The sequence below is a fragment of the Paenibacillus algorifonticola genome, from assembly GCF_050481745.1.
GTDB classification, from domain to species: Bacteria; Bacillota; Bacilli; order Paenibacillales; family Paenibacillaceae; genus Pristimantibacillus; species Pristimantibacillus algorifonticola_A.
In genome coordinates this window covers 46,176-59,396 of sequence record NZ_JBCNGR010000011.1, presented here as the reverse complement: position 1 = coordinate 59,396, position 13,221 = coordinate 46,176, and the positions used below count along the sequence as shown (strand labels likewise).

The 13,221-nt window shown below is 47.2% G+C and carries 10 protein-coding genes and 1 pseudogene; 8 read left to right on the top strand and 3 right to left on the bottom strand.

The window, feature by feature from the left end; genetic code table 11:
• Nucleotides 1–8: 8 nt before the first annotated feature.
• Both ABEW34_RS13135 and ABEW34_RS13130 read right to left on the bottom strand, forming a co-directional pair.
• A complete protein-coding gene (locus ABEW34_RS13135) occupies nucleotides 9–875 on the bottom strand; it encodes a helix-turn-helix domain-containing protein (protein WP_430159308.1) in 867 nt (288 codons plus the stop codon).
• Between the two features lie 87 nt (nucleotides 876–962).
• Complete coding sequence (locus tag ABEW34_RS13130; protein ID WP_430159306.1) at nucleotides 963–1,889, bottom strand: hypothetical protein; 927 nt, start codon at nucleotides 1,887–1,889, stop codon at nucleotides 963–965.
• Nucleotides 1,890–2,107: 218 nt separating this feature from the next.
• On the opposite strand from ABEW34_RS13130, the gene ABEW34_RS13125 reads away from it, so the two are divergent.
• From ABEW34_RS13125 to ABEW34_RS13090, 8 genes and pseudogenes are all read left to right on the top strand, one after another.
• A complete protein-coding gene (locus tag ABEW34_RS13125; protein WP_430159304.1) occupies nucleotides 2,108–2,551 on the top strand; it encodes an SMI1/KNR4 family protein in 444 nt (147 codons plus the stop codon).
• Nucleotides 2,552–2,554: 3 nt separating this feature from the next.
• The gene (locus ABEW34_RS13120) at nucleotides 2,555–2,833 is read left to right on the top strand and encodes a hypothetical protein (RefSeq protein WP_430159301.1); all 279 of its coding nucleotides are present in this window, start codon (nucleotides 2,555–2,557) and stop codon (nucleotides 2,831–2,833) included.
• Between the two features lie 318 nt (nucleotides 2,834–3,151).
• The gene (locus ABEW34_RS13115) at nucleotides 3,152–4,021 is read left to right on the top strand and encodes an AraC family transcriptional regulator (RefSeq protein ID WP_430159298.1); all 870 of its coding nucleotides are present in this window, start codon (nucleotides 3,152–3,154) and stop codon (nucleotides 4,019–4,021) included.
• Nucleotides 3,918–4,184, top strand: a pseudogene (locus ABEW34_RS13110) (sensor histidine kinase); the annotation flags it as partial. The gene ABEW34_RS13115 and the pseudogene ABEW34_RS13110, both read left to right, overlap by 104 nt.
• Nucleotides 4,185–4,243: 59 nt before the next feature.
• Nucleotides 4,244–6,346: a WD40/YVTN/BNR-like repeat-containing protein gene (locus ABEW34_RS13105; RefSeq protein WP_430159296.1), complete on the top strand. Its 2,103-nt coding sequence runs from the start codon at nucleotides 4,244–4,246 to the stop codon at nucleotides 6,344–6,346.
• 624 nt (nucleotides 6,347–6,970) lie between these two features.
• Complete coding sequence (locus tag ABEW34_RS13100) at nucleotides 6,971–8,878, top strand: carbohydrate-binding protein (RefSeq protein ID WP_430159293.1); 1,908 nt, start codon at nucleotides 6,971–6,973, stop codon at nucleotides 8,876–8,878.
• A 30-nt stretch (nucleotides 8,879–8,908) separates the two neighbouring features.
• Entirely contained in the window at nucleotides 8,909–10,954 is a 2,046-nt protein-coding gene (locus ABEW34_RS13095; RefSeq protein WP_430159291.1) for a family 43 glycosylhydrolase, read from the top strand.
• Between the two features lie 139 nt (nucleotides 10,955–11,093).
• Nucleotides 11,094–12,164: a polysaccharide deacetylase family protein gene (locus ABEW34_RS13090; protein ID WP_430159288.1), complete on the top strand. Its 1,071-nt coding sequence runs from the start codon at nucleotides 11,094–11,096 to the stop codon at nucleotides 12,162–12,164.
• Between the two features lie 123 nt (nucleotides 12,165–12,287).
• Here ABEW34_RS13090 and ABEW34_RS13085 read toward each other — a convergent pair whose 3' ends face one another.
• Nucleotides 12,288–13,151 (bottom strand): helix-turn-helix domain-containing protein, encoded by an 864-nt coding sequence (locus ABEW34_RS13085; RefSeq protein WP_430159285.1) that lies wholly within the window; start codon nucleotides 13,149–13,151, stop codon nucleotides 12,288–12,290.
• Nucleotides 13,152–13,221 lie beyond the last annotated feature (70 nt).

Here is a 13,221-nt window from a genome sequence, read left to right as displayed (position 1 = left end):
TTTTGTCATTACTGATTTTTGCGGTATTTGAGCGGAGTGGTTCCGAGCGCTTTGCGGAATAGCTGGTTAAAATAGGAGGCGTTCGGAAAACCGACGGCAATGCCAATCTGCTCAACGGACAAGTCGGTCGTGCGCAGCAGCCGGCAAGCCTGCTTAATGCGCCGGGCAGTCAAATAATCGACAAGCCGGCTGCCGGTTTCCTGATGAAACAGTCTGGATACATAGGATTTGGACAAATGCAGTTCTGCCGCCAGCTGCTCCAAATGAATTTCTTCATGGTAATGCTCCTCAATCCAGCGCATCATGCGCTCGGAATAGCGCAGCGAACGATGCTGCTCGGCAGGCAGCAGGGTGCTGTCGCCAAGCTCCAGGCAGCTTACGAGCTGAAGCAGCAGCATCGTAATATTTTCAACATTTTCACGAAGAATCGAACCGCTGGGCTGTTGCGTGCAGTCGTAGGACTGAAGCACCCATTCCATAACCGTGGCACGCCCCTTCAGATCAAAGCCGCAGCGATCATTTGTGCCCTGCCATAGAGCCGAAAAGATCGCCTTCCGATTGGGAAAACCAAGCAGCAGCTTCTCTGCGACATGGGGATCGATGTAAAAAATCGAGCGATGAAATGGCTTTTCCGTCGAAACGTCCGAATAAATGCGATGCAGCTGATAAGGCTGGAAGAAAAACAGCATGCCTCCGCGAATATCGTACATTTGCTGATTGACGACAATATGCCCCTGACCGCGATGGATGTACATCATTTCACAGCATTGATGCCAGTGATAATAACCTTTGTAGTAGTCGTCCGTATACAGATTATAATTCCACACGAGCGACTGCTGATTTTGAAAAAGAACAGGTTCGAACAGCTGCTTCATAAGCCCTCCGCGATGACAAAATATAAACAGTTGTATTCGGTTAAATTATAGCCTTATACAGAGGAAGAAAGCTATGATTCGGAACATCTATTTTTTTGCTTTCAGGTCGTTATGAACAACATCGTTCGCAGGTAGTTCAAGTTGCAGGCCTGAAATATATTCCCCGAACAGCTGCCGAGCTTTATCCCAGTCTACGCCTAGCTCGCCCGTCCAGCCTGCCCATGGCATCTCCAAATCAGAGCGTCCTTTCGTATTGCTTAGCTGGAGCCCGCCCTTCAACACGTCCTCGATATTCGTTCGAGAATCAGGAGTGAGGGGGAGAACCGTATTGGGAAGTACGCCCACCCATGCGAGGGATTGCAAAACGCTGCGGCGCATGCCAGGTGTTCCTTTCAGAAGCTTCGCTGCGGTGAGGCGCTTCTCCAATTTGCCGGGCGTTTCATCGTCTTCCGCCTCATCAATGAAGTGCAGAAGCTGGGTGAACTTCTGAATATCCTCATCCGTTGGAACAATTGGCCCATGTTCTGTCAACTCAGCTAATTCGGTTAAATGGGCATAAGCACCAACGGTTGAATCATAGGCATTACCCAAATGAACAGCGTACCGAATATAAGCTATATGCTCGTACTGATCACTGGTGAATCCGCAATATTTGCAGCATAGGAAACGCTCGGCTTGCTTATACGGATGCTCCTGCATATGGATCATTTGTTTGTAGTTAATTAAAGAAGAGATGCCTGCTGGAAAACTGCCACCAACGCCAGCAATGAACACGCCGGCCATGCTGGCCCATGAAAAGGCTTCGGTGGATTGAAGCGCAATGAGCTTGCGGTTCAGCTCATCATGGGTGAGCAGCTCGATTTTATTAGCTTCCCACTTATAATGCTCTAGCAGTTCACGCTCACTTGACTCCAAAATATCCGTGTTATATAGGCTGATGCTGCGAACTGAATCGTAGTGGGAATTGGTATACTTATAAAGCTTTTTTAGCGCTTTCAGCAGTTTTTTATCCATTATGCAGACTCCTTGTCTATTAGAAATGAAGAAGAAACCCTTCAAATCTAAGCTTAATAGCAACGCATGGGCAATGCAAATATGGGAGGAAGAATTGGTAGAATACGCTAATAGGATGATACAATAGGAAGCATGAGTTAGGTGAGCAGGAAGCAGGAATGTTAGCAGCTTAAATGCAACAGCAGCTAGTTATTTTCGGCAAGGAGGACATAGATAATATGAATGAGGAGCTTATGGGACGACTAAAGGCGTTCCTGTATCGGGAGGATAATCTTTCTTTAGTCGGCATTGCTGCCAGCCAAGAAGAAATCGCAAGTGCGCAGGAGCAGCTGAATGTAAGCTTTCATGCTGACTATGTTCATTTTATCCAGAAATTTGGCGGTGCGTATGCAGGTCTGGCTGTTCATGCGTTCTCGAATGGCTCCAGCATCGGAAAAGAAACGGTTGTTGATTTGACGCTGGATTTTCGTGAGCAGTTTAAAGGAAGTCCATTTGCCGAGGTTTTGGAGCGCAGTTATGTGATAGCAATGGATGGCTCAGGCGATCCTATTTTCATTAATCCGGCTGGGCAGGTTCTTATCTGCTATCACGATAACGGAGAAATGAAGCAATTGGCAGACTCATTTGAGACGCTGATTGAGGATTGTTTTTTGGAGTGGTGAGAGATGGAGGACAAGGGAGGTTGGAACGATGGAGAAAAACATTTCGGATGTATGGTTCGAATTTGCCATTCCATTCGTGGACAAGAAAAATCAGGCTGGCGGAGATTGGGGGTCCCTAAGGATGATCCGCGATTGGAAGCGCTTTGGGACATCCCGAAGGTGCTGACGGAGGAAGAGAGCGATGCGCTCGAAGAGCAGGATGAGCAGTTTTGGGAGGATGAGGACAAGCTGTCCGAGAAGGCTTATGCGCATTATTATCTTTTGTTACAGTTGAAGCCTTAGATATGGAGGGAATAAATGGGGACGGATATTCATTGTTTTGTAGAGCAAAAAATGTATCGTCATTCAGTTTGAGTTCGAAGACGAAACGATGGACGGAAAAGTTTATATGGATACCGTAAATTATATGGAATGTAGCCGTGCTTTTTTGGATGTCGTCAAACGTTTGGTTGGAAGGCAAGAAACATCAGAGCTACGTCTGATTATTACGTTTGATTGTTAAAAAACCTTAAACGAACCCGTCAATTTGGTGCATGAACTGTCGGACTCCTTCGGAGCGAATTTGATACTCTACTAGTGTGGAAGGGAGGGCAACTAAAGATGCTTGAGCACATGAACCGGGCATTGGCCTATATGGAAGAACATTTAACGGAGGAGATTGATTTTAAAGAGGCGGCAAGGCGTGCGTTATGCTCGGAATATCATTTTAAGCGAATGTTCTCATTCCTTGCTGGGCTTACGATGTCGGAGTACATTCGCCGCCGGCGTCTAACGCTGGCTGCCTTTGAGCTGCAGCAAAGCCAGGTTAAAGTCATCGACGTTGCGATGAAATATGGCTATCAATCACCGGACGCATTTACGAAGGCGTTTCAGCTTTATCATGGAGTTACGCCGACCGAAGCAAGGAGCATCGGACGATCGTTAAAGGTTTGCCCTCGTATGACCTTCCAGTTAATCGTTAGAGGAGGAGTCGAAATGAATTATCGCATCGAGGAAAAAGCAGGTTTTCGCATCGTCGGCCTTCACAAGCGGGTGCCTATCCAGTTTAACGGGGTAAATCCGGAAATCGCGGCAATGTGGCAAAGCTTGGATGAGCAAAAGATAACTGCGCTCAAGCAGCTATCCAATATCGAGCCTTATGGCATGATTAGCGGCTCGGCGAATTTCTCGGAAGGCCGGATGGAGGAGAAGGGCGAGCTGGACCATTATATAGGCGTGGCTTCAACGCTCGCATGTCCGGAGCCATTTTCACAATTGGAGGTTGCAGCATCCTCTTGGGCCGTATTTGAAGCAGTCGGGCCATTCCCAGGTACACTTCAAGAAATTTGGGGCCGCATTTATTCGGAGTGGTTCCCGTCTTCCAGCTATGAGCAAGTGGAGGGGCCGGAGCTTTTGTGGAATGAGCACAAGGACGTCACGTCCGCAGCGTTTAGAAGCGAGATATGGATACCGGTCAGGAAGCGAATGTAAGACAGTGCCGATTCCTCCGCTTACCATTCAACCGTTAGTAGAAAATGCGGTCAGGCATGGGCTGTTGAGCCAGCGCAAGGGCGGGACGTTGGGCATTCGTATTGTACTGCGCGCTGAAACGGTGAAATTTTATGTGAGTGATACGGGGATTGGCATGGATGAAGAGCAGCTTGGCAGGGAACGTGATGGCGTTCTAATAATGCAGGAATTGAGGGAGCAGATTTGGACTGGAGAAAAATGCTTGGTACGTTGTTGGCCGTTGTTGTTGTGCTGCTGCCGGGCAACACAGCGTATGCCGTATCATCGGAAAGCTATACGTGGAAGAATGTATCTATCGGGGGAGGAGGGTACGTAACAGGAATTGTAATTCATCCGTCTGAACCGGATCTGGTGTATATCCGTACTGACGTTGGCGGGGCATACCGTCTGGACCCGAATGATTCAAGCTGGATTCCGCTAATGGACGGACTGGGCCCGGAGCAGAGCAATTTGTATGGAATTGACGGGATTGCGCTTGATCCACAAAACCCTGATATCGTCTATGCAGCAGCTGGAAAAACAGGGAGTGCATCCCCCGGTGATATTCTGAAATCTACCGACCGCGGCAATACGTGGTCCCGAACAAATTTGAACAAGCGCAATGAGGCTAATGGCAATGTGGAGCGGGCCATGGGGGAGAGTATTGCAGTTCACCCGAATCTATCTAACATTGTGTATGCGGGTACCCGGTATGACGGCTTGTATAGGAGCCAGAATGCAGGACAAACCTGGTCCAAAGTAAATGAAGTTCCCGCTGGGACAAGTGGCAAAGGGATTCGCAGCTTGATCTTCGGTAGCGTTCCCGGGGCAGCTAACCTGGAGACGGCACTCTATGCCGGTGTAATGGGAATTGGAGTTTATGAGACACGAGGCGAGGACTCTACTTGGAATCTAATTCCGGGAAGCCCTACACATCCGGCTCGTTTGGCCGCAGGACAGGATGGGTCTTTGTATGTAACGACGTCCAATAACGGAGTACATAGGTATAAGGAGGGAAGCTGGAGCAATATTACGCCTAATGCAGCCTATACGTCCTATTACGGCATTGATATTGATCCTCATAATGACAGCCATCTCTTGGCAGCAGTCAGGACAGGCGGAGCCCAGCTTCCGCTGTACCGTTCTATCAACAGGGGAGAGAGTTGGACGCTAGTGAACAAGGCTCAAACCTCCAAGCCTGGCTGGTGGCAGCCTAATATGTTTTTTTCAGCGACGTCTACTGTCGTGTTTGACCCGCATCATGCCGGAACCGTTTATTCTGCTGACTGGTTTGGCGTCTACCGAACAAAAGACATTGGGACGTTGTGGACAAAATGGGAGACCTTATCCAAAGGCCACGAAGAAGTGGTTGCCCTCACAGGAGCTGCGCCGCCAGAAGGAGCACCGTTATTCACGGGAGTAGCCGATGTTATTGGCTTTCGTCATATAGATGTGTTTGCTTCACCGGCAGCGAGGCTTGCGATGAGTTCGATGCGAGAGATGGTAAGTGTCGACTATCACGAAGCTAATCCACAATATATGGCCTTTATCGGGAGTGATGACTGGTATGGAACGGTTACCCGCATGTTCGTTTCATCAGACAATGGGCAAACATTGGAAGCCCGCCCTGTACCTGTGGGTTCTAAGCTGGGCAGACTTGCTTATTCGGCTACAGACCTCAATACGATCCTATGGTTTCCCCAATCCGGCAGTCCAGTGAGGACAATAGACAGGGGAGTTACATGGGAGGCTATGACGGGAGCGCCGACGGGAACGGTGGGCGGGAGTATGATATTTTCATACAATCATCCGATAGCTGCTGATCGGGTGGACGGAAGCAAGTTTTATGCCTATAAATCGGGCTATCTGCATGTAAGCTCGGATGCAGGACAAAGCTGGTCCATCGCTAACCAAACGCCACTGCCAGGGGGAAGTCCTGTGAAGGTTGAGGCTGCTCCCGGAATGGAAGGCGTGCTCTGGGTTAGCTTAGGGGCCAATGGCTTGTATGTCTCATCCAATTCAGGGGCCTCTTTTACTAAGCTGGATCAGATTAAGGAAGCGAGATTGTTTGCATTGGGCAAAGCGGCCCCGGGACAGACACAGCCAGCAGCTTTTATATATGGAGAGGTCGATGGGATGAAGGGAATATTCCGTTCGGATGATAGGGGAAGCACATGGATACAAATCAATTCGCCGCAAATGCAAATCGGAAATGAGCCTCAGGTTATGGTGGCAGACCGTCAGGAATACGGAAAAGTCTATATTGGCACGAACGGGCGCGGCTTTATGGCAGGAGCTAAGGATTAGGCTTGTGAGGCTGGAGTTTGGATTTGCTGAATGATAATACCCATAGTTTGATTCTTCAGTGTAATAGTTGCTGTGGTGACTTCATTATACATGAATCGACTATGGGCTTTTTTTTAACTCCTTGATCGAACGTGATTCCAGTAAAAAACCTAATAACAAACAAAAAAATACAACAAAATCCAAAAAAAGTATAACTAAACAACTGAGAAAATATGGTAGTATTGAATGGAAAACGTTTTCAATATTTAGAAAAATTATCAAATAGTAATCCTTGGGAATAGGATGGCACGATCTTTCTTTGTGTATCTTAATTACCTCCTATTAAGTGTTTTATTTTAGACAACTGCAAGCGCTTTCATATCAAAACCAACAATCGGAGCACGGACCTTTATGTAGGCTTTTGCGGCAAATACGACAGTTGGTTCGGGTTTCGGGTTTATATGATGTTGGGAAAATTGGAGTTTTTATAAATAACGAAGGAGGAGGATTGGCGTTGCTGTTAAAGCAATGGGGAAATAATGTTACAGCTAGCGGATGGCGAATTAGACGTTCAAGGAGACTGTGGAACAAAAGTGTTAATTTGGTATTTTTTAAAGGATGGTAAAAAAATGGAGGTGTTGCGACATGATTAAAAAGTTTTCTGTGTTTTTACTCGTATTTTCATTATTGCTGAGTGGTCTGCCGATGATGTCTGTTCATGCTGCTAACAATGCGATTGCAAAACTGCCTGGGAACTCGAATCCACTTATGGATCATAAATTGGGAGCAGATCCCTATGCGTTGGTCCATAATGGCAGAGTGTATGTTTATATGTCGAGCGATGCGTATGTATATAACAGCAACGGAACGGTTAAAGATAATGATTTTAGTGAGCTAAATAAAATAAACGTCATATCCTCTGCGGATATGGTGAATTGGACAGATCACGGTGCAATTCCGGTTGCAGGCTACAACAATGCAAATAATGGTAATGGAATTGCCAAATGGGCCTCCCTCTCTTGGGCACCTACAGTTGCAAAGAAAAATATAAATGGTCAGGATAAATTCTTCCTTTATTTCTCGAATGGCGCATCAGGTATTGGCGTGTTAACTGCAAACACTCCCATAGGACCGTGGACAGATCCGCTCGGAAAAGCACTGGTAACTCATAGTACAGCTGGAGTGTCTGGCGTTACATGGCTATTCGACCCTGCCGTATTAGTAGATGATGACGGCACAGGATATTTATATGTTGGTGGAGGCATACCCAATACCTCTGATCAAGCCTCTATTGCAAATCCCAAAACAGCCAGAGTTTTAAAATTAGGCGCTGATATGACTAGTATTGTTGGAAGTGCAGTAACGATCGATGCTCCTTTTATGTTCGAAGACTCAGGTATTCATAAGTATAACGGCAAATATTATTACTCGTACTGTATCAATTTCTCTGGTACACATCCGGCTAATTACCCAGCAGGTGAAATCGGCTATATGGTGAGCAACAGCCCTATGGGTCCCTTTACTTATACAGGGCATTTCTTGAAAAATCCTTATACCTTTTTCGGAGTTGGCGGAAATAACCACCATGCTGTGTTTAACTTTAATAATCAATGGTACGTCGTCTACCATGCGCAAACGGTCAGCAAGGCTCTACTGGGAGACGGAAAAGGGTATCGTTCTCCCCATATCAATAAGCTAACTCATAATGCAGATGGAACGATACAAGAAGTACAGGGAAATATGGCAGGCGTATCCCAGATTGCCAATCTCAATCCTTACATTAGAACGGAAGCAGAAACAATTGGGTGGAACGCGGGCATAACAACCGAGCTAAGTCAAGCGACAGGCGGACCTACAAATAATAATCTTAATGTGACAAACGTACACAATGGAGATTGGATTGCTGTAGGAAACGCTGATTTTGGTACCGGTGGCGCGAAGACGTTTAAGGCGAATGTGGCGTCTAATGTCGGGGGGAAAATAGAAATCCGTCTTGATAGTGCAACGGGTACGCTTGTTGGGACTCTTAATGTCGGTTCTACTGGAGGCGTGCAAAACTGGCAGGAAATCGAAACTACCGTGAGCAATGCAACGGGAGTGCACAATTTGTTTTTAGTATTTACTGGAACAGGTACCAGCAACTTATTTAATATCGATTACTGGCAGTTTACGCCTAATACGAATACTGGAACTGGAACAAGGGTTGAAGCTGAGAATATGACTCTCGGAGGAACTTATGCCGGACAGATAAGTTCTCCTTTCAATGGCGTTGCTCTGTACGGCAATAATGACAATTGTGCGTACACGCAGTATTTTGCCAACTCTACTCATAGTTTTTCGGTTAGAGGGGCTTCAAATAATTCGGGCACTGCCAGAGTCGATTTGAAAATAGGTGGAACGACCGTCGGTTCCTTTTACTTTACCGGAACGACGCCAACAGTCCAAACCATATCCAATATTACCCATGCAACAGGAAATCAAGAGATCAGCCTGATTTTAACCACTGATAACGGGACTTGGGATGCTTATGTAGATTATTTGGAAATTAATTGATGACAAATTTATTATGGAGAGGGTTTTAATATGTATAAACGAATTTCCTTCTGTTTATCGATATTCCTTTTACTCATGGGTATGCTGTCAAACATCTCGATAACTTCAGCTGCCACTTTTACAAATCCGTTTATAAATGCTGATGCTCCAGACAACGATGTAATCAGGGTGGGCAATACTTTTTATATGACGAGCACGACTATGCACATGAATCCTGGCGTTCCAATCATGAAATCGTATGATCTTGTAAACTGGGAAATCGTAAATTATGTTTACGATACTTATGCCAACAATGATGCGCAAAATCTTAACAATGGACAGAACGAATATGGGAGAGGCTCTTGGGCAAGCAGCCTTAGATATAATAACGGAATCTATTATGTGTCCTTCGGTTCTAATTCTACCGGAAAAACCTATATCTATCAGACCAATAACATAGAAACGGGTCCTTGGACATCATCGGTGCTTGGCAGCTATTATCATGATGCATCGCTGCTTTTTGATGATAATCGTGTATTTTTGGTTTATGGCAGTGATGATATTAGAATCATCGAGCTTTCCGCAGATGCAAAATCTATCAAATCAGGTGGACTAAATCAAATCATCATTCCGGGTTCGAGTAACATTGCAGGTTCCAGCTTCATACTCAAGGCCGAAGGCGCTCACATACAAAAGATCAACGGAATGTATTATGTATTTCTAATATGCTGGCCATCGGGAAGCGGGCGTACACAATTAACCTATCGTGCAAGCAGCTTGACCGGAGCCTATACAGGTCAGGTTTCATTGAAAGATTCAGGCATTGCACAGGGAGGGATTGTTGATACGGCTTCTGGCGCTTGGTATGCCATGTTGTTTAAAGACAGCGGGGCAATCGGGCGTATGCCGTATATTGTTCCGGTTACGTGGACAAATAATTGGCCGGTATTCGGAGTTAACGGCAAGGCACCTCTAACTATGAATCTTCCGGTTGACGGTTATCCGGTTAAGAAGGTCTATGCATCAGATGAATTTTCATCTACTGAGGCCTCCAGTCAGTTGATTGTCAACGGAGGATTTGAGGATGCAACGATAAGCCCTTGGACGAATAACAACATGGCAACTGTCGCAGCAACCACGGCGGACTATTTCAGTGGATCAAAAAGCCTGTTTGTCAGCGGCAGACAGCAAACAGCTGCTGGCCTAAAACAAGTCATTACGGGAAAAGTGACAGCAGGCGGTGTATATCAATTTTCCGCAAAAGTTAAATATACCGATGGTCCCGCGACTAAACCATTTAACTTCAATATCCAAAACGGTCCAAGCTACACGGGTATATCCATTCTTGGCACTAGTACGCTAACCAAAGGTCAATGGGGCACGATTCAAGGAACCTACACACTTCCGGCAGGTGCCGATCTCTCGCAAACGTTTATTTTTATTGAGACACCCTACAGTTCAACCCCTAATCAGACAAATGACCTAATGAATTTCTATGTAGACGATGTTTCGTTTACAGGAACTGCTTCGTCAGGGGGGGCTCTTGCAAAGGTGTGGCAGTGGAATCACAATCCTGATAATACGAAATGGTCCCTTGCACAGCGGCCCGGATTTATGAGGCTGACTACAGGAAAGCTGAGCACAAGTATTCTTGATGCCAGAAATACGCTTACACAACGGACATTTGGCCCCCAATCTACAGGAATCATTGCTATGGAAACAAGCGGCATGAAGGACGGAGATTATGCCGGTCTTGCGGCTTTTCAGGCGAAATATGGCTTTGCAGGTGTGAAAATGTCCGGAGCCTCGAAGTCCATTGTGATGGTAAATGCGAGCTCAGGAACCATGACTGAGGTGGCAAGTATCCCGATTGCCCAGGACCGCGTATATTTTAAGCTTTTCTGTGATTTCACAAATCAGACGGATAAAGCCTATTTCTCCTACAGTCTGGATGGCACCAATTGGACGTCCATAGGCAATACCCTTCAAATGTCTTATACCTTGCCTCATTTTATGGGATACCGTTTTGCTCTGTTCAATTATGCGACTAAATCAACAGGAGGTTTTGTTGATTTTGATTATTTAAGATTGCAGTAATTAGATCGCTGTAGAGCATGCATCCGCAGTGTTCTATGGGAGTGCTGCGGATGTTGAGAGTGTCCGCTAGAGAGAGGACTGCAGCGGCTCGGAGGGACGAGAATAGCTATACTAGTATTTAATTATTAGGAGGTACACGATGTTTAAATCAAAACTAGTAAGTGGACTAGTGGCATTGGCGCTTTCCGTTGCGTTAATGTCCAGCTCGATGGTGCCAGGAGCCAGTGCTGCTGATGTCAACTGTCCGAACGGTTACGTAGGTTTAACATTCGACGATGGCCCCAATACCGGCAGCACGACAAATCTGCTCAATGCGCTGAAGCAGGCCGGATTGCGCGCAACGATGTTCAACATCGGGCAAAACGCACAAAATAACCCGTCTCTGGTGCGGGAACAAGTGGCCGCGGGCATGTGGATCGGCAACCACTCCTATACACATCCGCAAATGACTGCACTTAGCAGCTCGCAGATGACGTCGGAAATCACACGGACGCAGCAGGCGATTCAGTCCATTACCGGAACCGCGCCGAAGCTGTTCCGTCCGCCGTACGGTGCTACCAACTCGACTTTGAAATCGGTCGTGGCTCAAAACGGTCTTACAGAAGTGATGTGGAACGTGGACTCCTTGGACTGGAACGGTGCCACCTCCGCCCAGATCGTGGCCGCCACGGGCAGGCTGCAAAACGGTGACGTAATCCTGATGCATGACCAGTTTCAGGCTACGCGCCAAGCGATCCCGCAGATCGCTCAAACCCTCAAGAGCCGCGGACTATGCTCCGGCATGATCTCGCCGACCACGGGCCGGGCGGTCGCTCCTGACAGCGGCGGTACAACTCCGTCCCCAGGCACAGGTACGAAAGTGGAAGCTGAGAGTATGACCAAAAGCGGTCAGTACACCGGGAATATCAGCTCGCCATTCAACGGAGTTGCTTTATACGCCAACAATGATTTAGTGAAATACACGCAATATTTCGCGAGCGGCACTCATCATTTTTCACTGCGTGGTGCTTCGAACAACTCCAGCATGGCCAGAGTCGACTTGAAAATCGGTGGGCAGACGAAGGGGACGTTCTACTTTGGCGGGAGCAATCCAGCGGTCTATACCCTAAACAATGTCAGCCATGGAACCGGAAATCAAGTGATTGAGCTTGTTGTAACAGCAGACGATGGCACATGGGATGCTTACCTTGATTATCTGGAGATTAACTAAGAAAACGAAGCGGTACGGAAGCTGTTGTTGAGGCAATATTTACAAAATAATAAACCAACGCATAGGCCACCGGGCAAACGGTGGCCTATGCGCGTGGTAGAGGCAGCCCCGACGTTAAGGTCATTACGCTCTTGCTTGCGGCTGCAGTCGATACTGCTTTGGACTTGCGCCATAGCAGGCGCTGAAATGGCGCGTGAATGGGTGGATGGAGGGATAGCCGAGCCGCTCTGCGATAGCCGTTACACTCAGCTCGGTTTCCAGCAGGAGATTGGAAGCTCGTCTCATCAGCAGCTTGTGGTGATAGGCTTTGGGCGTTAGGCCAGTCTCGCGCAGAAACAGCGCGTGGAAGTAGGTTCTCTTCAAGCCGCAAAATGTCCACCAGGTCTTGACGGGATCTCGCTGCTCTGGATGATCATTCAAGTGGTTGAGCAGACGGACAATGCGGTAATCGGTTGGCTGATGGGTGTGAACCGTATTATACCAGTTCAGCATCCACGCAAAGAACAGACTATTGATCATCTCCGTTCGGTAGAACGCTGCATTATGATAAAGCTTGGCGAGCATAACGAACGATTCATACAGCTCAGGATAGGGCTGCAGCGAATAGACACTTGGCAAACGGTCCAACTCGGCGCAGGGAAAGGAGCGGGAGGTTTCTTGCAGCTCAAACGGTTCGGGCGCATAAATAAAGGTTCGATTGGCGGAAACAGGCTCCTTGTCATCCCATAGATCGGCATAGAGATTATAGGATTGCAGCGGATGGCTGGGTGTTATATGAAAGGCATGCGGCTCTGCTGGCTTTAGAAAAATAAGCGTTCTGCTGTCGATCGGGTAGCGTACTCCGTTAATCTCCATTTCCCCGGGTCCGTCGGTAAATAGATGAAAGGCATATACGCTGCACACGCGCAGCTTCTCATTGGAGCTGCCATCATACAAGTAGTTCATGCAGTCGCCGACATAGGGGGTCATCTCGTTCAGAAGCTTCATGCGAGCACCTCATTTTCTTTCTTGTACTGAAAAATTAGCGGATGATTCGTCAAATTGATGGACGCCTGAT

What these genes read in the sequence shown, in the direction of transcription:
- ABEW34_RS13130 (WP_430159306.1), bottom strand. Translation starts at nt 1,889, where the DNA reads ATGGATAAAAAACTGCTGAAAGCGCTAAAAAAGCTTTATAAGTATACC.
- ABEW34_RS13115 (WP_430159298.1), top strand. Translation starts at nt 3,152, where the DNA reads ATGCTTGAGCACATGAACCGGGCATTGGCCTATATGGAAGAACATTTA.
- ABEW34_RS13125 (WP_430159304.1), top strand. Translation starts at nt 2,108, where the DNA reads ATGAATGAGGAGCTTATGGGACGACTAAAGGCGTTCCTGTATCGGGAG.
- ABEW34_RS13135 (WP_430159308.1), bottom strand. Translation starts at nt 875, where the DNA reads ATGAAGCAGCTGTTCGAACCTGTTCTTTTTCAAAATCAGCAGTCGCTC.
- ABEW34_RS13085 (WP_430159285.1), bottom strand. Translation starts at nt 13,151, where the DNA reads ATGAAGCTTCTGAACGAGATGACCCCCTATGTCGGCGACTGCATGAAC.
- ABEW34_RS13095 (WP_430159291.1), top strand. Translation starts at nt 8,909, where the DNA reads ATGTATAAACGAATTTCCTTCTGTTTATCGATATTCCTTTTACTCATG.
- ABEW34_RS13090 (WP_430159288.1), top strand. Translation starts at nt 11,094, where the DNA reads ATGTTTAAATCAAAACTAGTAAGTGGACTAGTGGCATTGGCGCTTTCC.
- ABEW34_RS13120 (WP_430159301.1), top strand. Translation starts at nt 2,555, where the DNA reads ATGGAGGACAAGGGAGGTTGGAACGATGGAGAAAAACATTTCGGATGT.
- ABEW34_RS13100 (WP_430159293.1), top strand. Translation starts at nt 6,971, where the DNA reads ATGATTAAAAAGTTTTCTGTGTTTTTACTCGTATTTTCATTATTGCTG.